This window comes from Microbacterium murale (assembly GCF_030815955.1).
In the GTDB taxonomy this organism is placed as follows: Bacteria; Actinomycetota; Actinomycetes; order Actinomycetales; family Microbacteriaceae; genus Microbacterium; species Microbacterium murale_A.
In genome coordinates this window covers 2,078,078-2,104,080 of sequence record NZ_JAUSXK010000001.1, presented here as the reverse complement: position 1 = coordinate 2,104,080, position 26,003 = coordinate 2,078,078, and the positions used below count along the sequence as shown (strand labels likewise).

24 protein-coding genes are annotated in these 26,003 nt (G+C 67.3%); 11 read left to right on the top strand and 13 right to left on the bottom strand.

The window, feature by feature from the left end; translation table 11 throughout:
- Window positions 1-28 precede the first annotated feature (28 nt).
- The 4 genes from QFZ46_RS10390 to QFZ46_RS10375 form a co-directional block, all read right to left on the bottom strand.
- Window positions 29-856 carry an ABC transporter ATP-binding protein gene (locus QFZ46_RS10390; RefSeq protein ID WP_307361079.1) on the bottom strand — a complete coding sequence of 276 codons (828 nt, stop codon included), beginning with the start codon at window positions 854-856 and terminating at the stop codon, window positions 29-31.
- A 72-nt stretch (window positions 857-928) separates the two neighbouring features.
- Window positions 929-3,775 carry an ATP-binding protein gene (locus tag QFZ46_RS10385; protein ID WP_307361078.1) on the bottom strand — a complete coding sequence of 949 codons (2,847 nt, stop codon included), beginning with the start codon at window positions 3,773-3,775 and terminating at the stop codon, window positions 929-931.
- Window positions 3,776-3,864: 89 nt separating this feature from the next.
- Window positions 3,865-4,131: a hypothetical protein gene (locus QFZ46_RS10380; RefSeq protein ID WP_307361076.1), complete on the bottom strand. Its 267-nt coding sequence runs from the start codon at window positions 4,129-4,131 to the stop codon at window positions 3,865-3,867.
- A gap of 94 nt (window positions 4,132-4,225) precedes the next feature.
- Complete coding sequence (locus tag QFZ46_RS10375; RefSeq protein WP_307361074.1) at window positions 4,226-4,792, bottom strand: TetR/AcrR family transcriptional regulator; 567 nt, start codon at window positions 4,790-4,792, stop codon at window positions 4,226-4,228.
- A gap of 96 nt (window positions 4,793-4,888) precedes the next feature.
- Here QFZ46_RS10375 and QFZ46_RS10370 point away from each other — a divergent pair, with 96 nt between their 5' ends.
- Window positions 4,889-5,731: an alpha/beta fold hydrolase gene (locus tag QFZ46_RS10370; RefSeq protein ID WP_307361073.1), complete on the top strand. Its 843-nt coding sequence runs from the start codon at window positions 4,889-4,891 to the stop codon at window positions 5,729-5,731.
- Between the two features lie 121 nt (window positions 5,732-5,852).
- Here the strand turns inward: QFZ46_RS10370 and putP are convergent, their stop codons facing one another.
- Window positions 5,853-7,385 carry a sodium/proline symporter PutP gene (gene putP / locus QFZ46_RS10365; protein ID WP_307361072.1) on the bottom strand — a complete coding sequence of 511 codons (1,533 nt, stop codon included), beginning with the start codon at window positions 7,383-7,385 and terminating at the stop codon, window positions 5,853-5,855.
- A gap of 113 nt (window positions 7,386-7,498) precedes the next feature.
- Between putP and QFZ46_RS10360 the strand changes: the two genes are divergently transcribed.
- Both QFZ46_RS10360 and QFZ46_RS10355 read left to right on the top strand, forming a co-directional pair.
- Window positions 7,499-8,167, top strand: a complete 669-nt coding sequence (locus tag QFZ46_RS10360; RefSeq protein ID WP_307361071.1) for a TetR/AcrR family transcriptional regulator — start codon at window positions 7,499-7,501, stop codon at window positions 8,165-8,167.
- The gene (locus tag QFZ46_RS10355) at window positions 8,164-9,252 is read left to right on the top strand and encodes a Zn-dependent alcohol dehydrogenase (RefSeq protein WP_307361069.1); all 1,089 of its coding nucleotides are present in this window, start codon (window positions 8,164-8,166) and stop codon (window positions 9,250-9,252) included. The genes QFZ46_RS10360 and QFZ46_RS10355 overlap by 4 nt, the downstream gene beginning before the upstream one ends.
- A gap of 74 nt (window positions 9,253-9,326) precedes the next feature.
- On the opposite strand, the gene QFZ46_RS10350 is transcribed toward QFZ46_RS10355, so the two are convergent.
- The 6 genes from QFZ46_RS10350 to QFZ46_RS10325 form a co-directional block, all read right to left on the bottom strand.
- Window positions 9,327-10,382 (bottom strand): DUF998 domain-containing protein, encoded by a 1,056-nt coding sequence (locus QFZ46_RS10350; RefSeq protein WP_307361068.1) that lies wholly within the window; start codon window positions 10,380-10,382, stop codon window positions 9,327-9,329.
- A 159-nt stretch (window positions 10,383-10,541) separates the two neighbouring features.
- The gene (locus QFZ46_RS10345; protein WP_307361067.1) at window positions 10,542-11,483 is read right to left on the bottom strand and encodes a siderophore-interacting protein; all 942 of its coding nucleotides are present in this window, start codon (window positions 11,481-11,483) and stop codon (window positions 10,542-10,544) included.
- Window positions 11,473-12,273, bottom strand: coding sequence for an ABC transporter ATP-binding protein (locus QFZ46_RS10340; RefSeq protein ID WP_307361064.1), 801 nt, complete (start codon window positions 12,271-12,273; stop codon window positions 11,473-11,475). Before QFZ46_RS10340 ends, QFZ46_RS10345 begins: the two co-directional genes overlap by 11 nt.
- The gene (locus QFZ46_RS10335) at window positions 12,270-13,310 is read right to left on the bottom strand and encodes a FecCD family ABC transporter permease (RefSeq protein ID WP_307361062.1); all 1,041 of its coding nucleotides are present in this window, start codon (window positions 13,308-13,310) and stop codon (window positions 12,270-12,272) included. The genes QFZ46_RS10340 and QFZ46_RS10335 overlap by 4 nt, the downstream gene beginning before the upstream one ends.
- A complete protein-coding gene (locus tag QFZ46_RS10330; RefSeq protein WP_307361059.1) occupies window positions 13,310-14,356 on the bottom strand; it encodes a FecCD family ABC transporter permease in 1,047 nt (348 codons plus the stop codon). The genes QFZ46_RS10335 and QFZ46_RS10330 overlap by 1 nt, the downstream gene beginning before the upstream one ends.
- Complete coding sequence (locus QFZ46_RS10325) at window positions 14,353-15,435, bottom strand: iron-siderophore ABC transporter substrate-binding protein (protein ID WP_307361057.1); 1,083 nt, start codon at window positions 15,433-15,435, stop codon at window positions 14,353-14,355. The genes QFZ46_RS10330 and QFZ46_RS10325 overlap by 4 nt, the downstream gene beginning before the upstream one ends.
- Window positions 15,436-15,582: 147 nt before the next feature.
- Here QFZ46_RS10325 and QFZ46_RS10320 point away from each other — a divergent pair, with 147 nt between their 5' ends.
- The 3 genes from QFZ46_RS10320 (at window position 15,583) to QFZ46_RS10310 (ending at window position 18,301) form a co-directional block, all read left to right on the top strand.
- Window positions 15,583-16,617, top strand: a complete 1,035-nt coding sequence (locus tag QFZ46_RS10320) for an FUSC family protein (protein WP_307361056.1) — start codon at window positions 15,583-15,585, stop codon at window positions 16,615-16,617.
- Window positions 16,618-16,710: 93 nt separating this feature from the next.
- Window positions 16,711-17,595 (top strand): oxidoreductase, encoded by an 885-nt coding sequence (locus QFZ46_RS10315; protein WP_307361054.1) that lies wholly within the window; start codon window positions 16,711-16,713, stop codon window positions 17,593-17,595.
- A 34-nt stretch (window positions 17,596-17,629) separates the two neighbouring features.
- Entirely contained in the window at window positions 17,630-18,301 is a 672-nt protein-coding gene (locus tag QFZ46_RS10310) for a DNA alkylation repair protein (protein ID WP_307361052.1), read from the top strand.
- A gap of 6 nt (window positions 18,302-18,307) precedes the next feature.
- On the opposite strand, the gene QFZ46_RS10305 is transcribed toward QFZ46_RS10310, so the two are convergent.
- Window positions 18,308-20,023 (bottom strand): siderophore-interacting protein, encoded by a 1,716-nt coding sequence (locus tag QFZ46_RS10305; protein WP_307361050.1) that lies wholly within the window; start codon window positions 20,021-20,023, stop codon window positions 18,308-18,310.
- A 1-nt stretch (window position 20,024) separates the two neighbouring features.
- The gene (locus QFZ46_RS10300) at window positions 20,025-21,020 is read right to left on the bottom strand and encodes an ABC transporter substrate-binding protein (protein WP_307361049.1); all 996 of its coding nucleotides are present in this window, start codon (window positions 21,018-21,020) and stop codon (window positions 20,025-20,027) included.
- A 100-nt stretch (window positions 21,021-21,120) separates the two neighbouring features.
- Here QFZ46_RS10300 and QFZ46_RS10295 point away from each other — a divergent pair, with 100 nt between their 5' ends.
- From QFZ46_RS10295 to QFZ46_RS10275, 5 genes are all read left to right on the top strand, one after another.
- Window positions 21,121-22,149 (top strand): FecCD family ABC transporter permease, encoded by a 1,029-nt coding sequence (locus tag QFZ46_RS10295; protein ID WP_307361047.1) that lies wholly within the window; start codon window positions 21,121-21,123, stop codon window positions 22,147-22,149.
- On the top strand, window positions 22,146-23,195 hold the full coding sequence (locus QFZ46_RS10290) for a FecCD family ABC transporter permease (RefSeq protein WP_307361045.1): 1,050 nt from the start codon (window positions 22,146-22,148) through the stop codon (window positions 23,193-23,195). Before QFZ46_RS10295 ends, QFZ46_RS10290 begins: the two co-directional genes overlap by 4 nt.
- The gene (locus tag QFZ46_RS10285; protein WP_307361043.1) at window positions 23,192-23,989 is read left to right on the top strand and encodes an ABC transporter ATP-binding protein; all 798 of its coding nucleotides are present in this window, start codon (window positions 23,192-23,194) and stop codon (window positions 23,987-23,989) included. The genes QFZ46_RS10290 and QFZ46_RS10285 overlap by 4 nt, the downstream gene beginning before the upstream one ends.
- 24 nt (window positions 23,990-24,013) lie before the next feature.
- Entirely contained in the window at window positions 24,014-24,724 is a 711-nt protein-coding gene (deoD, locus tag QFZ46_RS10280; RefSeq protein WP_307361041.1) for a purine-nucleoside phosphorylase, read from the top strand.
- A gap of 64 nt (window positions 24,725-24,788) precedes the next feature.
- The gene (locus QFZ46_RS10275; protein ID WP_307361040.1) at window positions 24,789-25,997 is read left to right on the top strand and encodes an MFS transporter; all 1,209 of its coding nucleotides are present in this window, start codon (window positions 24,789-24,791) and stop codon (window positions 25,995-25,997) included.
- The last annotated feature ends 6 nt before the right edge of the window (window positions 25,998-26,003 follow it).

Sequence of the window (26,003 nt, the reverse complement as noted above, 5' to 3'; positions counted from 1 at the left end):
TGCGACGTCTGTTCAGTGCGACGTCCGTTCATGGTGCGGCGATGCCGCCGGCGGGTACGAGTCGTCGCTGTTGGTGGCGTCCGCGCGGGAGCACGCGGACGTGGCCTGTCTCGTCGTCGACGACGGTGTCGATGTGCAGCCCGTACACCTCTGAGAGGTTCTCCGAGGTGAGCACATCGGCCGGGAGACCGCTGGCGCGGACGCGACCGCGGTGCAGCAGGATGACCTCATCGGCGACGGATGCCGCATGCCCGAGGTCGTGGAGCACGACGCCGAGGGCCGTGCCCCGATCGGCGAGGTCGCGCACCAGATCGAGCGTTTCGATCTGGTAGCGCAGGTCGAGATGATTTGTGGGTTCGTCCAGGAGGAGGATGCCGGTGTCCTGAGCGAGACACGTCGCCAGCCACACACGCTGCAGCTCGCCTCCGGAGAGTTCGTCCACGGCACGGTGAGACATCTCGCCGAGGCCGGTCAACGCCAGCGCACTGTCGATGGCTGAGCGATCAGCATCGCTCACTGCGGAGAATCGTCCGCGATGAGGGTGCCGTCCGAAGGCGACGACGTCGCGGATCTCGAGGCCGGACGGATGCGGCCTCGACTGCGAGAGCATCGCCACGTTGCGGGCGAACTCACGTGCGGAGAGGCTGCGCAGTTCGGCATCACCGACGTGGACGGTTCCGGAGTCGACCGGATGGAGCCGCGCGAGCGAGCGCAGCACGGTCGACTTGCCGCTGCCGTTCGGGCCGATCAGGGCAGTGACGGCGCCCGGACGCAGCTGGAGGGAGACGTCGTGCACGACGCGGTCCCTGCGGTAGCCGAGGGCGAGGTTGTCGCCACGAAGGACGCCTTCGGACACACGAGAATGGTCGGATCTCACGTTAGGAGAGCCTAACCTATATCTCGCATCCGTGCGTATTCGTTGCGAGATTCAGCGCCGGGCCACCACCAACGCCGCCTCGGTACGCGTCGCTACTCCGAGTTTGCGCAGGATCGCCGACACATGCACACTCGCCGTCTTGGCGCTGATGAAGAGTCGCTCGCCGATCTGCTTGTTGCTGAGCCCCTCGGCCACGAGCTCCAGCACCTGTCGCTCACGGGCAGTGAGCTCAAGGTCATCCTTCACGTGCCCGTCTGCAGTGACGCCGCTCGCCCGCCCGAACGCCGCGATGCTCTCCTGAAGAGGCACGTGACCGATCGCCGTCGCCACCGTCGCGGCCTCCGCCAGCACAGTCTGCGCCTCGCCTCTCTCACCGCTCGCGACAAGCATCCGCGCCAATTCGAGGCGGGTGACACCGCGCATGATCGCGGGGACATCCTGCTTCTCGGAGGCATCGATCGCCCCACGCAGCGCGTCGATCGACGGGTCGAGCAACGAGTCGAGCATCGTCGCCCAGCCGTCGTCGCGCACGGACGATGGAACCACGGCCCAGAGCCGACGAATCGCCGCCACGGCTGCGTCGGTCGAATGTCCGGAGGCACGTACCTCGGCGACGAGCCAGCCCGACTCGAGCAGCAGCCGATACGCGTGCAGCAGCACGAAACCCTTGTCCTCGGTCATCTCGACAACGGCGTCCAGAGCCGCGGACCACTGCCCGCGGGCCACGGCGAGAGCGATCTCATCCTCGATGATCCGGTACCACGCCTGACGCTCGATCTCGCCGGTGCGGCGCAGCGACGGCATCCACTCCTCGCGCAGCCGCTCGACCTCGTCCACCTTGCCCTGCCAAGCGAGGACGCGGATCCGGGTGAGAACGACATACTGATCGTTCAGCACCTGGGGCCTGCCGATCGGCACCGCCGACAAGCGCGCCTTCACACCGTCGATGTCGCCGAGCGTGAGCAGCGGCTCGACCATGTTCTGCCCCATGAGAGTGCCGGAGGCGCGCTCGACGCCCAGTTCCCGCGCTCGCACGACCCCGGCTTCGGCCACCTCGAACGCCTCACGGTGTCTGCCGAGCAGCGCCAGCATGTCGGAGTAGTTGACGTGATAGCGCAGCTCGGCGCCCCCGTTGCTGCGAGGGGCGAATCGTGCCGCTTCACGGTAGTCGGCGAAGGCGTCATCGAGCTGCCCGAGGTAAGTCCGACAGGTGCCGCGGAGGTTGTGGGCGACTGAGATCTCGCGCGCGTCACCGGCGCGAGTCGCGATCTCGAGCGCTTGGGTCGCCGTGATGATCGCCTCGCGCGGCATCGATGCGAGCATGTACTTTCCGGCCAGGCCGTTGAGCAGCGTCGCGTGCAGCTGGTCGTCGTCCACGGCCCGGTCGACGATCTCCAGCGCCTGGAGGAACAACTCCATCACACCTGGCAGTCCCAGGTTCGCGAGGAACAAGCCCTTGTCGCGCAGGAGTCGTGCGTGCTCGGCGGGCTCGGTGCTCTCATCGACCTCGGCCAGAGCGCGCTCGGCGACCACGAGGGCGCGCTCGGCCTCACCGGCGTTGCGCAAGAGCGAACCCAGCTGCCGCATCAGCCGCACGTGCGGAAGACCGACGATGACCTCGGCGTGCGGGACCTGCTCCCACAGTTCCAGGGCGAGCTCGCCGAATCGGGCCGCGCTCGCGAACGCGAACCGGGACTTGGCCTCCTGCATCGCGGCGACCGAGGCGACCAGCGCGCGGTCGGGCACTTGGGCGAGACGCCAGTGATGGGCGAGTGAGGAGCGGTCGCATCGGTCGAGCGACGTTGCGCGTTCCTCGAGAGCTTCGGCGTACGCGTGGTGCAGTCTTGCTCGTTCACCTGGCAGCAGATCGTCGTGCACCGCCTCGCGCAGCAGCGCGTGCCGGAAGGCGTACTGATCGCCGTCGACGGAGAGGATGCCGCCTCGCACCGCTGCCCGGATGGCGTCATCGAAGCGTTCGTCCGGAAGGCGTGCGAGCTCGGCGAGCAGGGAGTGAGACAGCATCCCTTCGCCACCCGACGCGACACGCACGACGTGCCGAGCGTCGTCGTCGAGCTGGTCGAATCGCACGAGCAGCATGTCTCGCAGCGAGTCGGGAAGCGGCCCGGCCGCGCAGCACGCGACCTCTTCGATGAAGAACGGGACGCCCTCGACTCTTTCCATCAGACGTTCCAGCGCGGCCTCGGTGAGCGAGTCGCCCGCTATCAGTCGGACCAGCTGGCGCGTGGCGTCTGCGTCCAGGCGTCGCAGAGGGAGCCGTTCGATGAGGCGTGCGCGAGTGGTCTCGGCGATGAATCTGCTCACGGCGTCGCCGCGCCGCACGTCATCGCTGCGGCAGGTGATGACCACGAGCACGCGGCCGGACTGCAGGGTGCGCAGCAGGAAGGAGAGCATGCCCAGCGTGGAGTCGTCGGTCCAGTGCACGTCTTCGACCACGATGACCTGCGGCGCACGTTCGGCTGCCGCCTCGATCAGCGCGACGACCGCGCCGCGCAGGGCATCTGGGCTCGTGAGGTCTCGCTGCGCCGCGCCGTCACCGAGCTCTGGGACGAGCATGCGCAGTGCCTCGGTGCCGACGCCGACCGCCTTCCGCGCCTCTGCGACGCCCACGCGGTGGACGATCGAGCGGAGGATGCTGATGAGCGGGCCGTACGCGGAGCGGGCGGTTCCGAGGTCGAGGCAGCGACCGACATGGACGTCAGCGTATGCCGCCACATCGCCCAGGAACTCCCGCAGCAGACGTGTCTTGCCTATGCCGGCTTCGCCCTCGATCAGCACCGCCGAAGGCTCACCCCCGGCGGCACGATCGAAGGCGCGCCGCAACTCGGCGAGGTCGGCATCGCGACCCACCATCGCCGTGCTGTCCGTGGGAACCGTCACCACATCATGGTGCCACGTACCGCGGACATCAGGATCGGCGATCCCGCTCGTAGACGAGTTCACCGCAGGCGGGCTCACCGCCGGCGAGTTCACCGTGCGTGCGCCGGCTGGGCGGGCTGTTCGCAGACGACGCGCGGCTTGTCCGATGGCGTACTCGACGACGCTGCGGCTCTCGCCGACCGCGGCGCGCCTTTCTCACCACGGAATGCCCGCTTCAGCAGGGCGATCAACGGACGTTCCCGCCGAACGATCCGGGACGGATGATCCAGCATCGAACGGCGACGTTCGAGCTCGCGGGCAGCGCGGGCCTGCTCGCCGGTGACTCTTGCGTGGGTGTAAGACGGGTGCTCGTACATGACGACTCCTTGGAGAGATGCGGTACGTCTACATTCCCTTCTAAGACACCCCTCAGACATCCGGCAGATGCCCTATTTCTGGCGGACGCCCACCTCAGGCGCTGGCCACCGCCGCACCGATGAGCACCTCAGCCGCGCCTCGAGCCTGGACGGCGACCTGCGGATCGCCGGAGATGGCTGCAGTGCTCTGCGCGCCCTCGGCGAGGATGGAAAGCTGCGCGGCGAGGACCTCAGATGCTCCCGTGTCGGCGACGAGTCGAGACATGTACTCCTGGAACGACGCCTTGTGCTCGCGGACGATCTGCGCGACCTCGGGGATCGTGCCGCCGAGTTCGCCGAAGGCGTTGATGAACGCGCAGCCACGGAAGTCGTCCGCGCCGAACCACACCTGCAGGAAGTCGTACACGGCCAGCAGACGCGCACGGGAGTCATCTCCCGCCGCTGCCACCGCACTCGTGAGCATGCTCTCCCACTCGTCGTGCTTGCGTCCGAGAACAGCCTTGATGATGTCGTTCTTCGAAGGGAAGAGGGCGTACACGCGCTTCAGCGACACACCGGCAGCCGCGCGCAGCTCGTCCATGCCGACAGCGGCGTACCCCTTGGCGTAGTAGAGCTCCTCAGCCGCATCGAGGATGCTCTCTCGTGAATTCTCCGAATACATAAGTCCATGGTACTTGACAAGAGAACGATCGTTCTCTACATTTGTGATCAATGGCGGAGAACGATCGTTCTCCCCTCTTTTCAGAAAGGCAGAACCATGGGGTACATCAACGTCGGCACCGAGAACTCCGCTCCTATCGAGCTCTACTACGAAGACCAGGGCTCCGGTCAGCCGGTCGTCCTCATCCACGGGTATCCGCTCGACGGGCACAGCTGGGAACGACAGACGCGAGAGCTGCTCGCGAACGGCTACCGCGTGATCACCTACGACCGCCGCGGATTCGGCCAGTCCTCCAAGGTCGCCGCCGGATACGACTACGACACGTTCGCCGCCGATCTGAACACGGTGCTCGAGACCCTCGACCTGCGCGATGTCGTTCTCGTCGGCTTCTCGATGGGCACAGGTGAGCTCGCCCGCTACGTCTCGCGCTACGGACACGAGCGGGTCGCGAAGCTCGCCTTCCTGGCGTCGCTCGAGCCGTTCCTCGTCCAGCGCGACGACAACCCTGAAGGCGTGCCGCAGGATGTCTTCGACGGGATCGAAGCAACTGCGAAGGCTGACCGCTTCGCCTGGTTCACCGACTTCTACAAGAACTTCTACAACCTGGATGAGAACCTCGGCAGTCGCATCAGTCCCGAAGCCGTCACCGGCAGTTGGAACGTCGCGATCAGCAGCGCCCCGGTCGCGGCATACGCTGTCGTCTCGGCCTGGATCGAGGACTTCCGCGCCGACGTCGAGGCGGTTCGCGCCAGCGGCAAGCCGACGCTGATCCTGCACGGCACGAAGGACAACATCCTCCCCATCGACGCCACTGCTCGCCGTTTCCACCAGGCGGTCCCTGAGGCCGACTACGTCGAGGTCGAGGGCGCTCCGCACGGGCTGCTCTGGACTCACGCAGACGAGGTCAACGCCGCGCTGAGTGAGTTCCTCGGCAAGTAGATCCGGGCTGACGTCGACCCTGACGGCCCACGTCGACTCTGGCGGCCAATTCGCAACGTTGTGGCCGCCGGAGTCGCGCGCGGCCGCCAGAGTCGCGCGTGGCCGCCGGCGTCGACGCGCCCTACGGCGTCATGCGGTCGATACGCGCACCGCGGCCGACGCCGTTCACGGTCAGCAGCGTGCCGGTCTCGCTGAACTCCTGCAGGATCTCGTTCTGCCGCTCGGAGCCGTCGCGGTGGGTGAGCAGGCTCACGACCACCGCCACGAGCATCGCGAAGACGAAAGCAGGCAGCAGCTCGTACATCTGAGGCCAGACGGCTTTGAACACGAAGACACCGGCAGCCCCGACGAACATGCCGGCCAGCGCGCCCCAGTTCGTGAGCTTGCGCCAGAACAGGCTGAGCAGGATCAGCGGGCCGAAGGCGGCGCCGAAGCCTGCCCACGCGAACGAGACCAGCCCGAGGATCGTGTCGTTCGGGACCAGCGCCAGCAGCGCCGCGATGATGCCGACACCGAGCACTGTCATTCGCCCGAGCAGCACCAGCAGCTTCGGCGACGGCTCCTTCTTGACGACCTTGAAGAGGTCTTCCACGAGGGCGGACGACGCGACGATGAGCTGGCTGGAGATCGTGCTCATGATCGCAGCGAGCACGGCAGCGAGCACGAGCCCGGCGACGAACGGGTGCAGCAGCGTCTGCGACATCACCAGCACGACGGTCTCGGGGTTGGTGAGGTCGATGCCCTTCTGCGCCATGTACGCGATGCCGATGAGGCCCGAGAACACTGCACCGACGAGCGAGATGATCATCCACGTCATGCCGATGCGGCGGGCAGCCTTGGCCTCACCTGGGTTGCGCAGCGCCATGAACCGCACGATGATGTGCGGCTGACCGAAGTAGCCGAGGCCCCATGCGAGACCCGAGACGATGGTCAGCACGACCCCACCGGTCAACGCCGTCCCTCCGATGAGAGACAGGTGGTTCGGAGCGAGCTCGTCGATGTACGTGCCAACCTCGCCGAAACCGCCCACGGCGATCACGGCTGCGACCGGAATGACGATCAGCGCGATCACCATCATCAGGCCCTGCACGACATCGGTGAACGATGCCCCGAGGAACCCGCCGAACAGGGTGTACAGCAGGGTGACGCCCCCGACCAATGCGATGCCGAGCAGATAGTCGGAGTTGAAGGAGGTCTCGAAGAAGAAGCCACCGGCGACCATGCCGCTGGAGATGTACAGGGTGAAGAAGACCAGGATCACGACGCCGGCGAGGATGCGCAGCAGCCGCGTGGAGTCGCGCAGTCGGTTCTCGAAGAAGCTCGGCACAGTGATCGAGTTGCGCGACACCTGCGTGTACGCGCGCAGGCGTGGGGCGACGAGAAGCCAGTTCAGGTACGCGCCGATCGTGAGGCCGACGGCGATCCACGCTTCGATGAGTCCGGAGAGATAGATCGCTCCCGGCAAGCCCATCACCAGCCAGCCGGACATATCGGATGCTCCGGCGCTGAGCGCCGCGACCCAAGGCGGAAGATCACGGCCGCCGAGCATGTAGTCCTCGTGGTCGGCTGTCCGGCGGAACGCCAGGTAGCCGATGACGAGCATGGCTGCGAAGTACAGCCCCAGCGCGATGAAGATGAATACCTGGTCGGACATCGTCGTCCTTTCGTGGAGGTCGGTCCCCCGATCCTGACAGGGACGGATACCGATGGCCAGGGCGCCACGCCTGTTTCTAGACACTTGTCCAGAAACAGGCGTAGGATGAGATCATGACTCGCGAAGACGCGACGGCGGATCTCGCATCCGTCCGCGACGCGATACGCGCGTCCACGGACAGAAGACCCGCCGCCACCAGATCCCGCCTGTATGAGGCGGTACGCACACTGGCCACGACGGACGCCGAGATAACGGTGAAGAGCGTGGCGGAGGCCGCCGGCATCAGCCGCGCGACCTTCTACACCCACTTCTCGGGCATCGACGACCTCGCGCTGCACCTGCAGGAGCTCACTTTCCATGAGATCTCGCAGCACACGAGTGCGGCATCTTCGCGCGTGGACACTTCACTCATGGAGCAGTCGCAGCGCGCCCTGATCGCGCACTACGGCACCTACCGCAGCCTCTACGCTCGCGTCTTCACCATCGCGACGCCGCGCGGCGCCGAATCACGCGTCGTCGAGATCATGCGGACCGAGATCCTCGCGCACATCGTCGAGGGCACTCGCCCACCGGCTGATCTCGACCCCACCATCGCTGCGACGTACATCGCTCACGCAGCGGTCGGGCTCATCGTCGATTGGGTGCTCGGTGATGTGACCGCCACCCAGGACGAGCTGGCGCATCATCTGACCCAGCTCATGCCCGCATGGATGCACATCAGCGTCCCATCAGTGCCCGCCGGAGACCCCGACGGACAACGCCCAGAAGGAGAGAACAAATGAAGGCAACACTCGTCCGCGAGCTCGGCGCAGGATTCGTCAGCGCCGACATCGACATCGCGGATCCCATCGGCCGCGAGGTACTCGTCGACGTGAAGGCCTCCGGCCTGTGCCACACCGACCTCACCATGTCGCGTTTCGAGATGGGCAATCCGCTGCCCGGCGTGTTCGGGCATGAACTCGCAGGCGTCGTCACGCAGATCGGCCCCGGCGTCACGGAGCTCGCGGTCGGCGACCATGTCGTCGGATGTCTCGTGCAGTACTGCGGCGCCTGCGAGAAGTGCCTGTCGGGCAAGGTCTACCAGTGCCTGCACCCGGAGAAGACGCTCCGCGCAGAGGGTGACGCACCCCGGCTGTCGGAGAACGGCCTACCTGTCGGCCAGGCCTTCGGCCTGGGCGGATTCGCCCAGCAGGCGCTTGTGCACGAGAACCAGCTCGTGAAGGTGCCGGACGAGATCCCGTTCGCTCAGGCCGCCCTGCTCGGCTGCGGCGTCGTCACCGGCGCAGGGGCTGTTCTGAACACTGCCAATGTGCAGGCCGGTGACACCATCGTCGTGATCGGCGCAGGTGGTGTGGGTCTCAACGCGATCAACGGCGCCGTCATCGCTGGAGCGACGACGATCATCGCCGTCGACATCGCAGATGACAAGCTCCTCAAGGCGCGCGAGTTCGGCGCGACCCACGTCGTCAACTCCAAGTCCGTCGACCCTGTGGCCGCCGTGATGGAGATCACCGGCAACGGGGCGGATTCGGTGTTCGACTTCGTGGGCACGAAGACCGTCGCAGAGCAGGGGCTCGAGATGGCCGCGCCCGGCGGCGGACTCTACTTGATCGGCGTCATCGATCCCGCGTCGCATATCGACGTGCACCAGGTCGGCCTGATCGGATCGCAGAAGCGCATCCAGGGCGTCTACATGGGATCGACGACCGCGAAGCACGACATCCCCATGTACGCGAAGCTGTACCTCGAAGGTCGATTCGAACTGGATTCGCTGCTGTCGAAGGAGATCGCTCTTGACGAGGTCAACGAGGGCTACGAGTCACTGAAGGACTCGAACATCACCCGGGTGGTCATCACCTCGCTCTGAGCACCGGCCGGTTCCCGTCGCACGACACACCGCACGACAATGGAAAAGTGCGACGGGACCGGTCGCGACGCGCGTCACCCATGCAGCAGCGACTCGCGTGCCGACGGACGCGCAACATCCGGTGTCAGCACCGCGAGCACGCGCACCAGGGTCGTGAGCCAGAGCAGCCCGAGTCCGATCACGATCGCCTCGAGCACGGTGATCGAGTAGAGGTCGAGGCTGTCGGCCCCCACGAACGCGATGACGAGCAGCAGCGCGACGCCCACCGTGGTCAGCAGCAGTGGCCGTGGCGGTCCTGGCATCACCGTGGTCGTGAGCACACCTGCCGCGACGAACAGCACGAGCGTCGAGACGGCTGCGATGTTGTGCAGCACGACGATGTCCTCCTGCGGGAACAACCCGACTCCGGCGAGCGCGACCCCGGTGGCCGTCCACAGCACGACCACCCAGACGATGCGACCCAGCGCGGCGTCGCCGAGGATCCGGTGCAGGTCACGACCGATGTAAGCGCCCACCGTGGCGGTCAGGATGCCGGCGACGACGAGGGTGCCGTTGAAAACCCAGGCACCGACCCCGATGCCGAGCTGCGAGAAGTTCGTCTCCCACCACCGCGGGTCTGCGGCGGTGAGCATCGCGAACAGCGTGCCGATCATCAGGTAACTGAACAGCAGCGCGGCGAGATCAGCGGTGTGCAGCCCGATTCCAGCGCCGAAGGTCAGCCTGCCGGCGACGGCGCTGGCGACTCCGGTGACGATGCCGCCACCCAGCGCCGGAAGCACGACGCCCTGCAACCCCACGCCGAGCACCTCGCTCGCCAGCAGCACACCGAGCGCCGTCACGCCGGCGAACGCGATCGTGAGGGCGACGGCCGAGGATGCGGAGATGATCGTCTGCCACCTCGGCATCGACGCATGCTCGCCTCTGCGATTCAGGAACGTGCTGACGACGAAGGATGCCGCGGCGACGACACCCGCGACGAGGGCTACCGGCAGGCTGACCGATCCGTCTCCGGCGATCGGTCGCGGATTTCCCCACAGCACTGCCGTACCGATGCCGGTGCCGGCCAGGAAGCAGATGACGGTGGCCCAGATGGCACGGGATTCCTGTTGCATCCGCTGCTCCTGGTTCATGCCTCCATCGAACCACGCAGGTGGGACAGGGCTCGTCACCTCACGCCTCGACCCGTGTCCCGATTCGCGGACGCGGTCCCGATCAGCTGACATTTGCGCCGAATACCTCAGCTAATCGGGACAATGTCCGCAGATCGGGACGCGTGGACGGCGAAGATCTCAGCCGCGCATCGCGACGCCGCGGCGCCAGTACCCCATGAACGCCACCTGCGAGCGGTCGATGCCGAGGTCCTTCACCAGGTGCCGACGCAGCGTCGTGACGACGCCGCTCTCGCCGGCGATCCAGAAGTACCGGTCGGTGCCGTCCTCTGAAGCGGAGACCTCTTCGCCGCTGCCGGAGTAGATCGGAGTCTCCCAGACCATCTCTTCGCCCTCGGCATCCTGCACGACGATCTCGCTATGCCCTGTGTCGCCGAGGCAGTCGAGCACCGTGGGGATCAGCCGCAGTCCGTGCGCCGCATCACCGCGCGGCAGCCAGTGCACCTCCACACCCTCCGGAGCATCGATCGGCAGGATGTCCTCAGCCGTCGGAATCTCGATGAATGCGAGCCCACGCAGATCACGCGGGGCATCCTCCAGGATGCGGGCGATCGCGGGCGCAGCGGTCTCGTCGCCGACCAGCATCACCGACGACGCAGAACCTGGCGCGTACTCGATGCCGCTGCGGTCCTCACGTCCGCGGCGCGGCCCGACCATCCAGAGCTCATCGCCAACGGAGGCCGCGCTCGCCCACAGAGAAGCGGGTCCGGTGAGACCCGGCGCGAGGTGCAGCACGAAGTCGACGACGACCTCGGTGCCGGCATCCGCGACGTCGAGAGAGCGCACCGAATAGGTGCGCATCGATCCGCGTTCCTCCTCGGGAACCGCGAGATACGAGCCCCACCAGTCGTCGGTGTCTCGGTCGAGGTCGGGGAGGATGCCGGAGGCCGGCGGGAAGACCAGCTTGATCCGGGCGTCGTAGACGTCGCCGGGAGTACCGAACTCGTCGAGGTCGATGCCCCCGAAGGTGACGCGCACGAAGTTCGGCGACACGCGGTCGACCGCGCGCACCTCGGCGCGAGCGAGGACGTAGGGAGTGCGAGTGCGAGTCTCAGCGGACATGATGCCTTCCGATCGGTGTCACCATCGGCTTTCCCGAAACCGGGTCGGTGGTGATCTGGTTCGCCATGCCGAAGACCTCTTCGACCAGCGTGTGAGTGAGGATGTCGTCCGGCGCTCCGAGGGCGTGCACCTGACCGCTGCGCATCGCGACGAGCTCATCGGAGTAGCGCGCGGCGAGGTTGAGGTCGTGCAGCACCATGACGATGGTCGTGCCGCGCGAGACGCTGAGATCGGTGAGCAGATCGAGCACCTCGACCTGATGCGCGACATCGAGGAACGTGGTCGGCTCGTCGAGCAGCAGGATGTCGGTCTCCTGCGCGAGCGCCATGGCGATCCACACTCGCTGGCGCTGACCACCGGAGAGCTCGTCGACGCTGCGGTCGGCGAGATCTGTGATGCCAGTCGCCTCGAGCGCGTCGGCGACGATCTCGTAGTCGTGGGAGGTCCAGCGGGCGAGCACCTTCTGATGCGGATGCCGTCCTCGCCCGACCAGGTCTGCCACTGCGATCCCCTCCGGCGCGATCGGCGACTGCGGCAGCAGGCCGAGCACGCGGGCGACCTCCTTGGTGGGCCGCGAATGCACGGATTTGCCATCCAGGACGATCTGGCCGGAGGCCGGCGACAGCAGCCGCGCGAGCGAGCGAAGCAGCGTCGACTTGCCGCATCCGTTCGCTCCGACGATCGAGGTGATCTTCCCCGGCGCGACCTGGAGGTCGAGGCCTTCGATGACCGTGCGGTCGCCGTAGGCGAGGGTCACTGCCTCGGCAGTCAGTGTGTGCGCCTCGGTCATAGCGAGCCCCCAGAACGGTTGGTGCGGATGAGCAGGTAGATCAGATACGGCGCGCCGAGCACGCCCGTGATGACGCCGACCGGATAGCGCGCGTCGAACGCGAACTGACCGATCAGGTCGCCGCCGAGCACGAGAACAGCCCCGACGAACGCCGACGGCAGCAGCAGGTTCGCGCCGGGGCCGGTGATGCGGGCGGCGATGGGTCCGGCCATGAATGCGACGAACGCGATCGGGCCGGTGCCCGCCGTCGCGAACGCGAGCAACGCGACGGCACCGAGGATGAACATCAGCCGCGTTGCCGTGACGCGCACGCCGAGGCCGGAGGCCGAGTCGTCGCCGAGCTGCAGCATCCCGAGCGCTCGTGCCTGGCTGAACAGGAACGGCAGGATCACGACGCTGGCGATCGCGAGCGGGATGACGTCGTCCCACGCGGCGTTGTTCAGACTGCCGGTGATCCAGCGCATCGCCATCTGGATGTCCCAGTCCGCCGCGCGCGAAAGCACGTACGACACGACGCTCTGCAGCATCGCAGCGACTCCGATGCCGATCAGGATCAGGCGGATGCCGGAGAAGCCGCCCTTGTTCGAGAGCAGGTAGATCGCGATCGCTGTGATCAGGGCTCCGCCCAACGCCATCCCCGAGACGGCAGGACCGCTCAGACCGAGCACGACGATGCCGACGACCGCGGCAGCGCTCGCCCCCTCGGTGATGCCGATGATGTCGGGCGAGGCCAGTGGGTTGCGCAGCAGCGTCTGGAACGTGACTCCGGCGATGCCGAAGGCGAACCCGGCGAGTATCGCGAGCGCGGTGCGCGGCAGGCGCAACTCCCCGACCGTGAAGGATGCTCCTGGCACGGTCTCGCCCAGCATGACGCGGATGATCTCGCCGGGGGTGTAGAACGAGTTGCCGAACATCAGGGCGACGGCGGCGAGCGCGAAAAGCACCACTCCGAGCACGATCGTGGCCACGGCATGACGACGATGGCGTGCACGGCGTCCGGCCATGATCGCGGCCGGCCCCTTCGTCTGCACAAGCATCACAGTTCACGCACCTTCTGGCGGCGGACGATCCAGATGAAGAACGGAGCGCCGATGACGGCGGTGATGATACCGACCTGGATCTCCTCCGACGACGGGGCGATCACGCGTCCGATGATGTCGCTCGCGAGCAGCAGCGCCGCACCACCGAACGCGGAGAACGGCAGCAGCCAGCGATGGTCAGTGCCGATCAGCATCCGGCACATGTGCGGAACGACGAGACCGACGAAACCGATCGGACCGGCGATCGCCGTCGCGGCGCCAGCGAGGATCACGGCGCCGAGTGCGGAGACGAGACGGGTGCGGAAGACCCGCTCGCCGAGCCCGGCCGCCATGTCGTCGCCCAGCGCGAGGGAGTTCATGCCGCGCGCGCACATGAAGCAGATGAGCGCGCCGATCGCGAGCACTGGCGCGGTGACCGCGATGCGCGGCCACTCCGCACCTCCGACGCCGCCGACCTGCCAGGACTGGAACGTCTGCAGCAGATCGACGCGGGGCAGCATGACGGCGCTGATCAGCGAGCCGAGCGCGGCCGAGGTCGCGGCCCCGGCGAGGGCGAGTTTGAGAGGCGTCGCACCGCCGCGGCCGAGCGAGCCGACCGAGTAGACGAAGACGGCGGCGAGCGCCGCGCCGAGAATGGCGAGCAGCATGTAGCCGTATGCGCTCGAGATGCCGAAGAAGGCGATTCCGAAGACCACGGCGAGCGAGGCGCCGTTCGTGACTCCGAGGATGCCGGGGTCGGCGATGGGGTTGCGCGTGACGGCCTGCATGGCCGCGCCCGAGAGCGCGAGAGCTGCCCCGACGAGGATGGCGAGGACTGTGCGCGGAATCCTCTTGATGATCGCGGCCTGCGCCACGGTGTCGTCGTGCCCGCTGAGGGCGGCGATGATGTCGTCGAGCGACACCGTGCGCACGCCGAACGAGACCGACAGGATGCCGAGGACGAGGATCGCACCGGCGCCGATCAGCAGCCAGAGCACACGCACCGACGCCGGACGCCGCAGGTTCGCGGCGCCCGACGTCGAAGCCTGGGCGATTGAGGTCACTCGTCGAGCAGCGGGGCCTCGAGGATCGCGAAGTATTCGTCGATGCCCCACGGAATCGAGAGCGGCGACGGGTTCGCGGAGTTCGCCATCGGCGATGCGTCGGGAAGGACTGCGATGTTCCCGGCGGCGATTGCGGGGATCTTGCTCAGCAGCGGGTCGGCCTGGAGCAGGGGAATGATCGACTCGTCGCCGTAGGTGATGAATACGTCGACGTCGTCGAACTTCTCGACCTCCTCGGCACTGACCATCAGGTAGAAGTCGGTGCTGTCAGCGTTGTCCGCGACGATCTGCGCCTCGGGCAGGCCGAGGTCGAGCAGGAACCCGGGGCGGGTGTCGATGCGCGTGTAGTAGCCGACCTGGCTCAGATCGTTCGGGTCGATGTACGTGAAGAGCAGCTTCGACTCCTTCAGCGCGGGGTGCGCATCGAGTGCGGCCTGCGTCTCGGCGTCGAGGTCCTCGATCAGGGCCTGCCCCTCATCTGCGAGCCCGATCGCCTCGGAGTTCAGGGTGATCATGTCTTGCACGGAGGTGCCCCATGCGACCTCGGGGAAGGCCACGACAGGTGCGATCTTGGAGAGGGTGTCGTAGTCCTCCTGCGTGAGGCCGGAGTACGAGGCGAGGATGACGTCCGGCGCGGTGTCAGCGACGGCCTCGAAGTCGATGCCGTCGGCCTCGTCGAACAGCACGGGCACCTCGCCGGCCTTCTCTGCGTCCTTGTCGCCCATCAGCGACACGTCGATGCCGAGCTCGTCGAGCTTGTCCTCGACCCACGGCAGCACGCCGTTGTCGTCATCGTCCCCCCAGGCGACCTTGCTCATGCCGACCGGCACGACGCCGAGCGCGAGCGGAACCTCATGGTTCGCCCAGTTCACGGTCGCGATGCGATCGGGCTTCTCACTGATCGTGGTCTCGCCGTAGAAGTGCTCGACGGTGACCGGGAACGCGTCGGCGGATGCCGGGTTCGTGCCGATCAGCGATTCGGTGTCCGATCCTTCGGAGGCCGCGGGGGTGGAGCAGGCGGCGAGGCCGACGGCCAGGGCAGCGACTGCGCCGAGGCCCAGGAGACGAGAGATGCGCACGGGTATCCCTTTCGGGTAGATGGAGGCTGGCACGAAGGGCGCCGGATGCTTTGCAAGCGGAGGCTTTGGTAAGCCTGCCCTAATTTATCAGAGAGTTAGGGTGACCTCATACGGTGAGCCGATATGGCCCGGGGCTAACGTGGATGCATGCGGATGACATCGGCTGTGCGCAGCGCGAAGCGCGCTCCCCTGCTGCAGGTCGTGAAGTCTGCCGTGGCCACGATCGGCGCATGGCTCATAGCCGGCTGGCTCATCCCGGGACCGCTGCCGGTGTTCGCCGCGATCGCCGCTCTGCTGGTGGTGCTGCCGAGCGTGAATCAGTCGTTCACCAAGGCGATCGAGCGCAGTCTCGGTGTGATCGTCGGCGTCGTGATCGCCACAGGGCTCAGCCTGCTGCTGGGCCCGCAGAGCTGGGTGGTTCTGCTTGCGATCGTGGTGGCGATGCTCGTGGCGTGGGCGTTCCGTGCGACACCTGGCATGGGCAATCAGGTCGCGATCTCGGCGATGCTGGTGCTCGCCCTCGGCTCTTCCAGTCCGCAATACGCTCTGGACCGCATCCTCGAGACCCTGATCGGCGTCGCGATCGGCATCATCGTCAACGCCCTCATCGTGCCGCCGGTGCTCACCGCTCCCGCGCGGCGGGATCTGGGGCTGCTCCGGGCGGAGATCGCCGCCAGCCTCGATCGGCTGGCGACGGCCCTGCCCACTGCGCAGACCCCGGCACAACTGCAGGGCCTGATGGTGGAGGCCCGGCTTCTGCGTCCGATGCTGGCAGCAGCCGAAGCATCCATCACGGCCGGCGAGGAAGCACTGACGCTCAACCCGCGCCGGTCGCAGCGCGGCGAGCTCGTCGAGATGCGGGCGCTTCTGAGCACACTGTCCCCGATCGTCACACAGGTGATCGGGATGACACGTGCGTACTTCGACCATTACGACGACTCGATCGCTGATGAGCCGACCGTGCACGCGATCGCCGAGCAACTGCATCGAGCCGGTCACGATGTGCGCCTGGCCGTGCAGGTCGCCGACGTGGCCCCCGAGCCTTCGTCTGAGACCTCGACGATCCCCGCGCTGACCGCGCCGCTGCGGGTGAAGCCGCCGGCATCCGGTCATTGGATCCTGATCGGATCGCTCATGGAGGATCTGCGCCGCATTCGCGGGAACCTCGTCGGGGAGGATTAGTCGCCCTCACCTCGTTCGAATCGCGCAAAGCGCTCCATCCGATGCGTGATCGTGCACTTTGCGCGATTCGAGCGCGGGGGCGAGGATAAGGTCATGTCGATGTCACCCTCCGTCGCCGTTGTGGGCCCCGGGGCGATCGGCACGACCGTCGCTGCAGCCCTGCACGAGGTCGGCCGCACACCGCGGATCTACGGCCGGACACCGCGTGAACAGCTCGAACTGCGTGTGGACGATGACCGCATCCTGGTTCCCGGCCCGGTTCAGACCAGCCCGGCGCAGGTCGACGGAGCAGTCGACCTCGTCTTCCTCGCCGTCAAATCGACTCAGGTCGAGGCAGCGGCGCCGTGGCTGAAGGCACTGTGCGATGCAGACACCGTCATCTGCGTTCTGCAGAACGGCGTCGAACAGCAGAATCTTGTCACGCCGTACTCCCACGGCGCCCGGATCATCCCTTCTGTCGTGTGGTTTCCCGCTCAAGCACAGCCAGACGGTTCGGTGTGGTTGCGGGCCGCGCCACGTCTCACCCTGCCGGACACGCCGGCCGCCCGCGTCGCGCTGACGGCTCTTCGCGGCACCCGTTGCTCGGTCGAACTCTCTACGGACTTCGCATCCGTGGCGTGGCGAAAGCTCCTGCAGAACGCGGTCGCCGGATTGATGGTCCTCACGGGTCGCCGCTCCGGGATGTTCGCCAGGGACGATATCGCCGCGCTCTCCCTGGCCTATCTGCGCGAAGGCCTGGAAGTCGCCCGAGCTGAGGGCGCATCCCTGAGCGACGAGGTACCCCGGGAGATCGTCAGCGCCTTCCAAGCGTTCCCGCCGGATATGGGAACCTCCATACTCGCCGACCGCGAAGCGAACCGGCCGCTCGAATGGAGCATCCGCAACGGCGTCATCCAACGACGCGGGCGTGCACACGGCATCCCGACGCCGATCAGCGATCTGGTGGTGCCCCTGCTGGCAGCCGCCAGCGACGGCTGAGCTCGGACGCGCACGCCGGTCGTAGGCTGGAATCATGGCCGACACGATGACCGTCCCCGATGTTCTCAGAGAGCTCGCCGCACTCGAGGATCCGAAGATGCGGGCAGCGAACGAGAAGCGCGGCGACGACCACGGCATCAACCTGTCGAAGATGCGCGCGCTTTCGAAGCAGATCAAGACGGATCAGGCCCTGGCGAAAGAACTGTGGTCGACAGGCGAGACTGCTCCGCGATTGCTCGCTCTGCTGATCTGCACGCCGCGGGAGTTCACCGCAGACGAACTCGATGCGATGCTGCGGCAGACGCGAGCGCCGAAGGTCAACGACTGGTTCGTGAACTACATCGCCAAGAAGTCGCCGCTCGCCGAGGAGATGCGGGTGCGGTGGTTCGACGATGCCGATCCGACGGTCGCCGCGGCCGCGTGGTCGCTGACCGGCGAGCGCGTGGCGAAGAACCCGGAGGGACTCGACCTCGAGGATCTTCTCGACCGCATCGAACGCGATATGAAGAATGCGCCGAAGCGGCCGCAGTGGGCGATGAACGAGACGCTCGCGCAGATCGGCATCCACCACCCGCACCTGCGCGCACGCGCACTGGAGATCGGTGAGCGGCTGCAGGTGCTGGCCGACTACCCGACTGCACCGGGCTGCACCTCCCCGTTCGCCCCGATCTGGATCAACGAGATCGTCAGGCGGCGCGAGGGCTGAGCACCCTCAGACCCGGCACAGCACCGCGGCTTCGATCCCCCATCCGAGCGCGACCGTGCGCTCGCGCCGCCAGCCGGCGTCACCGGCGAGCGCATCCGCTGCCACCTCATCGCGCAGACCCGCACCGTTGCCGGCGAATGCGAGAACGGATGCCTCGTGCGCGGTCGGGCTCAACGAATCCGCACGCGCTGCGTCGATGACGACCAGCGTGCCCGTGCGTTCCCGCAACTGAACCAGCAGCTGCAGCGCCTCATCATCCGTTCGGTGCCCCAGAGCGAAGGCGGCGATCGCGACGTCAGCAGCGGCCCCGTCATCCTCCCTCAGCCACTCGCTCCGGTTCGCGAGCTCGGATGCGGCGTCGCCTGTCACGGTGAACACGGCTGCGATGCCGGCTTCGGTGGCGAGATCCGCCACCTCCGCAGAGCCGGGTCCGGTGAGCAGTACGCGCGAAGCATCCGCCCAGAGGGAGTCTCGGATCAGCGCGCCGCCCACGAATCGCAGCACTTCCGTGCTGTGGCGAAGCTCTTCGAAGCGCTCGGCATCCGCGGTCGCATCGGCGGCCAGTGTTGCCCCCTGAGCCCTCTCCCACGGGGAGCCGCCGTCTCGCAGCGCTGGGCCGAGCTCTGAGAGCGCCAACAGCATGTCTGCCTCGTGCCCGTCGAACTCTTCCCGCTCATGCTCATCGGCGAGCAGCGCTTCGCCGGCGGAGGCGAGGCGGAAGCGTCCATCCTGCTCAGCGATCAGCCCATGGTGGATCAGCGTCGGGGCGATCGTGTCGAAGGCGCGAGGGGAGAGTCCGAGCCGCGAGGTGATCTCCTCGTCGCTCGCGGCCGAATGATCCGCGATGTCGTCGAGGATCCCGGCGCGCAGCGCGGCACGCACCGCGAACCAGGCGAGCGGCGACGGTACCTCCGGATACTGCGGAGCATCCGCCCCTTGGTCGGCATGCCAGTAGCCGGTCAGATTCATTCGGTTCTTGGCGAGGCCGCGCTCTCTGGAGAGGAATCGTCGAACCGGCAGCAGGGCACGGCTCTCGGCACCCGCCCAGACGAATCCATCGCCTTCGGCCGGCACGGCCGCGCGCACCGCGCTCTCCAGCGCATCGCGATCGGTCGGCGACGCCACCACCCATTCGATCGTGTCGCCTTCGCGAAGTGCGAGTCCCTGCCGAGCGGATGCTGCGCCGATCGTGATCACAGCATGCACTGCGGCATCCGTCGGCCGCTCATCGAGGAAGCGACCGATCGCCGGCAGCGCCGTCTCGTCGCCGACGAGCACGACCCAGTCCATCTCCTCCGGGAGGACGATGGACGACTTGGGTCCGACGATCCAGAGCGGATCGCCCGGCTTCGCCGCCCGCGCCCACTGCACCGCCGGACCTTCACCATGCAGCACGAAGTCGAGATCGAGCTCGCCATCCGCGACACGCCGCGGCGTGTAGTCGCGGGCCTGGCGACCCGGCGCCGAGGTCCATTCGATGCCCTCTCCGAGCTGTAACGGGAGCACCTTCTCCACCTCGCCGTCTTCAGCGAAGATCACCTTGACGTGATCGTCGAAGCCCGGAGCGCGGAAAGGCGCGAGCGCGAGTCCGTCGCGTTCGAACGCTGCCATCTCCGGCCCTCCGAGCGTGACCCGGCGCATGCGCGGCGTGATGTCCCTGGCGCCGATCACCTCGAGGCGACGAAGGACGAGCGGATGGGTGACGAACTCACGCAGTGCCATGTCAGCCGAACAGCTCCTCGATGTGATCGAGCGTGGCCAGCGCCTCGTCGTAGTCTCCGCGCAGCGACCAGTACGGCAGGTCATAGACGCTGTCGTTCTGGAAGGCAGGGAGGGCGGCGTAGACCGGATTCTCGGCGAGGGTCGCGGCATCCATCGTGTCGCCGTTGAAGCCCATCACGAACAGCGTCGGCTGGGTGAGCGTCTGCCCCGCCTGTTCCGTCGACAGCTCGAACATGTCGCCGCCACCGCCGTAGACCTCGAAGTCGCCGTCCGCGAAGACCGGGGCGGGTTCCAGCCCGACCTCGATCAGGTCCTTGGGGAGGCCGACGGCTTCGACGAGCGTGTACGCCGTGCCGTCGCCGGTGAACGCGACATACGCGACGGGCCCCTCAGGCAGCGTGATCGCCTCGCGCACTTCGGCGACGCGCTCGTCATATGCGGCGACCGCCGCGTCGTAGTCGTCGGCCTGGTCGAAGACGTCCTCCGCGAGGAACGAGAACTGCTCCTGCCAGGTGTCCAGCTCCTTGCCGACCAAGACGGTGGGCGCGATGTCGCTGAGCTCGTCATAGACCTGCTCGGCCTGGAACAGCGGGAAGCCGATGCCGCCACCGATGATGAGATCGGGGTCTTCGGCGAGGATCGCCTCGAGGTCGAAGCCGTCGACGCTCCACGGCAGGAACACCGTTCCATCCTCCTCCGGCGCATCGCCCCAGAGCTCGGAGAACTCGCCTTCCGTGGCGTCAGCGCTCTCCGGGATCGTCGCAGTGACGGGCTGATCGAGGTCGTAGAGGTACCCGGCGAGCGCGTAGTTCAGCACGACGATCTTCTTCGGGTCGGTGGGGATCTCGACATCGCCGTAGTCGGTCGTCACGGTCCGCGTCGTCGGCTCGTCGGTGGCCGTTTCGTCGGATTCGGCGGGGGACGCCGCGCATGCGGTGCCGGCGAGGGCGACGGATGCGAGGAGCGCGGAGGCTGCGAGCAAGCGGGAATGGCGCATGGAATGGCTTTCAGATCGGGAGGATGGATGCCGGGCGCCGATGACGACCCGCAGGTAACGATAGCCTTACCTTACCTACGATCTCGAACTGATCCCCTCCATGACTTCAGCCACCAGCACCTGCGCGACTCGCCGCGGCACGACGAGCGCCATCGTGTTCTTCGTCGTCGGCATCATCGTGCTCACGGGCCTGTGCGTCGCCAGTCTGGTGATCGGTTCGGCATCGATTCCGCTCGGCGAGCTCTGGCAGGTGGTGACGGATCCGACGGATCCGATCGCCGAGGCGACTCTGTTGGGATTGCGGGTTCCGCGCACGATTCTCGGGGTGCTCGTCGGTGCGGCCCTCGGCGTCTCCGGGGCGCTGATGCAGGCCCTGACCCGCAACCCTCTGGCCGACCCTGGGATCCTCGGAGTGAACGCCGGCGCAGGGTTCGCCGTCGTGCTCGGGGTCGCGTTCCTCGGCATCACCCGCATCGACCAGTATCTGCCGCTCGCATTCCTCGGCGCCCTGCTCGCGGCCGTACTCGTCTACGTGCTGGCTGCTCTCGGCGAACGGCCGCCGTCGCCACTGCGGATGACGCTGGTCGGCGTCGCGACGAGCGCGGTGCTCATCGGGTTCTCGCAGACACTCGCCCTCATCGACGTCGAGACCTTCGATCGGATGCGGTTCTGGGGTGCCGGCACTCTCGCCGACCGTCCCGGGGGCACGATCGAGACCGTCGCCCCGTGGATCATCGCGGGACTCGCTCTCGCCGTCGTCAGCAGCCGGGCACTCAATGCCGTCGCGCTCGGTGACGATGTCGCCCGATCGTTCGGCGCCCGCGTGGGTGCCGTACGCATCACCGTCGCCTTGTCGATCACCCTGCTCTGCGGCGCGGCAACGGCCGCGGTGGGGCCGATCGGCTTCATCGGGCTGATGGTGCCGCACCTGATCCGCCCGTTCACCGGCCCCGATCAGCGACGGATCATCGCTTTCTCGGCGATCGTCGCACCTGTGCTGCTGCTCGGGTCCGACATCCTCGGCCGTGTCATGGTCGACAGCGAGCTGCAGGTCGGGATCGTGACAGCGCTCGTCGGTGCCCCCATCCTCGCGCTGCTCGCCCGCAACACGAGGGCGGTGAACCTGTGAGCGTCCTCTCCCCGCGCCGCCCCGATGTCGTCGTGCGCGCAGCGGGCACCAGCATCCGCGTCAACCGGCGAGCGATCATGGTGGCCGCGGCGCTGCTGGTCGTGATCACCGCTCTCGCGCTCTGGGCGACGACGCTCGGCTCGTTCCCGATCACGGTGCCAGAGGTCGTGCAGGTGCTCTCCGGGGGAGGCGATGACGCGGCGCGAAAGGTCGTGCTGGAGTGGCGCGGGCCGCGCATCCTCGCCGCGATCGTGTTCGGGTGCCTGCTCGGCATCAGCGGCGCGATCTTCCAGTCACTCACCCGCAACCCGCTGGGCAGTCCCGACATCATCGGTTTCAACGCCGGCTCCTACACCGGCGTCATCGTCATGCTGATGCTCGGGATCAACGGCTACGCCGCCACCGTCACCGCGGCCATGATCGGCGGGCTCGCTGCCGCGGCCGTGGTGTACTTCCTGGCGTTCCGACAGGGAGTCTCAGGCATGCGACTCATCCTGGTCGGCATCGCGATGAGCGCCTTCCTGGGCGGCCTCAATCAGTGGTTCTCCGTGAAGGCCGATGTCGACGAGGCGATGCGCGCGGCCGTCTGGGGTGCCGGCAGCCTGGCGCTCGCGGACGGGACATCAGTGGCGTTCGGTGCGATCGTCCTCGCCCTCGTCATCGTCGCACTTCCCGTGGGACAGCGGCGCATGCGTCGCCTGGAACTCGGAGACGACATGGCCGCCGCACTCGGGGTTCCGGTCGAGCGCAGCAAGGTGATGCTCGTCGTGCTGGGCGTCGTGACGACAGCGGTGGTCACCGCGACGGCAGGACCGATCGCGTTCGTCGCGCTTGCGGCCCCGCAGATCGGGCGGCGGCTGCGCGGACGCGGCACTTCGGTCGACGTCGTGTCGGCGGCCCTCGTGGGCGCCGTCGTCCTGTTGTCGGCCGACATGATCGCGCAGCATGCGATCCCTCAGGTCCTGCTGCCGGTCGGCGCCGTCACCGTCTGCATCGGCGGCCTCTATCTGCTCTGGCTGCTCATCGTCGAAGGGAGACGCAAGTGACTCATACTCTGCCCACCGCGCCGCGACTGAATGGCACGGACCTGCGCATCGGATACGGCGGCGCCGCGATCATCGACGGCATCGACGTCGAGATCCCACCCGGGGAGCTGACCGTGATCATCGGGCCGAACGCGTGCGGCAAGTCGACCCTGCTGCGCTCGCTCGCGCGACTGTTGAAACCCGAGAGTGGCAGCGTGCTCCTCGATGGGACCGACATCCGCTCGGTGCCGACGAAGGAGCTGGCGAGGCGCCTCGGGCTTCTCCCGCAGACGCCGATCGCCCCGGACGGGATCACCGTGCAGGATCTCGTGAGCCGCGGCCGCTACCCGCATCAGACACTGCTGCGCAGCTGGTCGCTCGACGATGAGAACGCCGTCGCCGACGCACTGAGCGCCACCGAGGTCTCCGACCTCGCGGAACGCCGGGTCGACGAGCTCTCCGGCGGGCAGCGTCAGCGGGTATGGATCGCCATGGCGCTGGCGCAGGAGACCGCGGTCCTGCTGCTCGACGAGCCGACCACTTTCCTCGACATCGGCCACCAGAACGACGTGATGGAACTGATCTCGGGGATGCAGGACGGTGAACGCACGATCGTCGCGGTGCTGCACGACATCAATCAGGCCGCGCGGTTCGCCACGAACCTGATCGCGATGAAGGACGGCCGCATCATCGCCGAGGGTGCTCCGGGAGACATCGTGACCGCCGACCTGATCCACGATCTGTTCGGCCTGTCGGCACGCGTGATCATCGACCCCGTGTTCGGGTGCCCTGTGGTGCTGCCGGGGATCGGCTGAGCAGGTTCTGCCTAGGCTGGGCGCATGAGCACGCACATCGCCGCCGAGCCCGGTCAGATCGCCCCCATCGTCCTGTTCCCCGGCGACCCGCTGCGGGCGAAGTGGATCGCGGAGAACTTCCTCGTCGACGCCTCGCTGTATTCCGAGACCCGCGGGATGCTGGGATTCACCGGCACCTGGGAGGGCCACCGCGTCTCGGTGCAGGGGTCGGGCATGGGACAGCCGTCGATGGCGATCTACGCACATGAGCTGTTCAGCGACTACGACGTGCAGAAGATCGTGCGAGTGGGCTCATGCGGCGCGCTCACCGAGCGCCTCGCTGTGCGCGACATCATCATCGCGAACGGTGCGTGCACCGACTCCGGCATCAACCGCGTGCGGTTCAACGGGCTCGACTACGCACCCGTCGCCGACTTCTCGCTGCTGCGGGCAGCTGTCGAGGCGACCGAGTCCATGTCTCTGGAATCAGCCGTGCACGTCGGGCTGCTGTTCTCGAGCGACCAGTTCTACAGCACTCGGCCAGAGCTGACCGAGCCGTTCGTCGCCCATGGCGCACTCGCGGTCGAGATGGAGACCAGTGGCCTCTACACCCTGGCCGCGTTCCACGGTCGTCGCGCACTCAGCATCTGCACCGTCTCCGACCACATCGTCACCGGCGAGCAGACCACGGCGCAGGAGCGCGAGCAGACCTTCGGCGACATGATCGAGATCGCCCTGCGCGCGGCGACGGCCTGACCGAGGTACGGATGCGGCGGCATCCCCAGCCTTCGACCAAGCCGCTCGGTAGGCTGAATCGGATATGACGAGCACGACCGCGACACCTCACAGTGTGATCAGGACTCCTGGGATCATGGCGCTGATGTCGATGTCGGCGCTCTGCTTCGCCGGATTCGGCGCATTGGTGTCGACGGTGCCGCTGTGGGCGGTGCGCGGGGGTGCTGACGAGGTCGGCGGCGGACTCGTGAACGCCGTCATGATGGCCGCCACCGTCGCCGTGCAGACGACAGTTCCTGCGGCATTGCGCAGATTCGGTTGGACGCCGACGTTACTCGCAGGTGTGGTGCTTCTCGGCGCTCCCTCCTTGGTGCTGCTCATGACCGATGCGCTGCCCGCGATCCTCGCCCTTTCCGCCGTGCGCGGCGCCGGCTTCGCGGTGATCACCGTGTGCGGATCGTCGGCGGTGGCGCGATTGGTGGAACCCGCCCGCCGCGGGCGTGCCATCGGTCTCTACGGCCTGTCGATCTCCGCCCCGCAGATCCTGCTCGTGCCGACCTCGGTCTGGATCGCCGACCACGTGGGCTTCTGGGTCGTGTTCGCCGTCGGAGCAGCCCCACTGATCGCCACAGTCCCTGCATTCCTGCTCGCGCGACGCCTCGACCGCATGCCGCCGTCTCCGGCAGCCGATCACCATCCGCACAGGACGAGCGCACGAGTGTGGTTGGCGCTGATCGCGCCGAGCATTGTGCTGCTCACGATCACAGCTCCCGGTGGTGCCCTGCTGACCTTCGTGCCGCAGTTCCCGGAGGTGGGTGGATACGCCGTCGCCGGGTTGTTCGCGCTCACCGCCTGCGCGGCAGCCGCCCGTTGGCTCATCGGTGGATTGGCCGACCGTTTCGGGCACCTGCCGTTCCAGCCGCCGCTGCTTCTGCTCGGTGCGGCGGGACTCGCCCTGTGCGTATGGTCGATGTTCGGCGGAGGCGGGGCAGCACTGATCGGCGGAATGGCCATCACCGGCATCGCCTACGGCAGCCTCCAGAACGTCACACTGATCGAATCGTTCGCCGCGGTGGGCCCGCGCCACCGCGACATCGCCAGCGCGGTGTGGAACATCGGCTTCGACTGCGGCACCGGCATCGGCGCGTTGGTCGTCGGCTTCATCGCGGCCCAGACGAACTTCGGCATCGCGCTGTCGACGACGTCCGCGCTCTGCGTCGTCGTCGCCGTGGTCGTCCTGGTGCGAATCCTGGTCGGCCGCGGGCGCCGGCATCCCGCCGCGGATGAGGGATGATCGAAG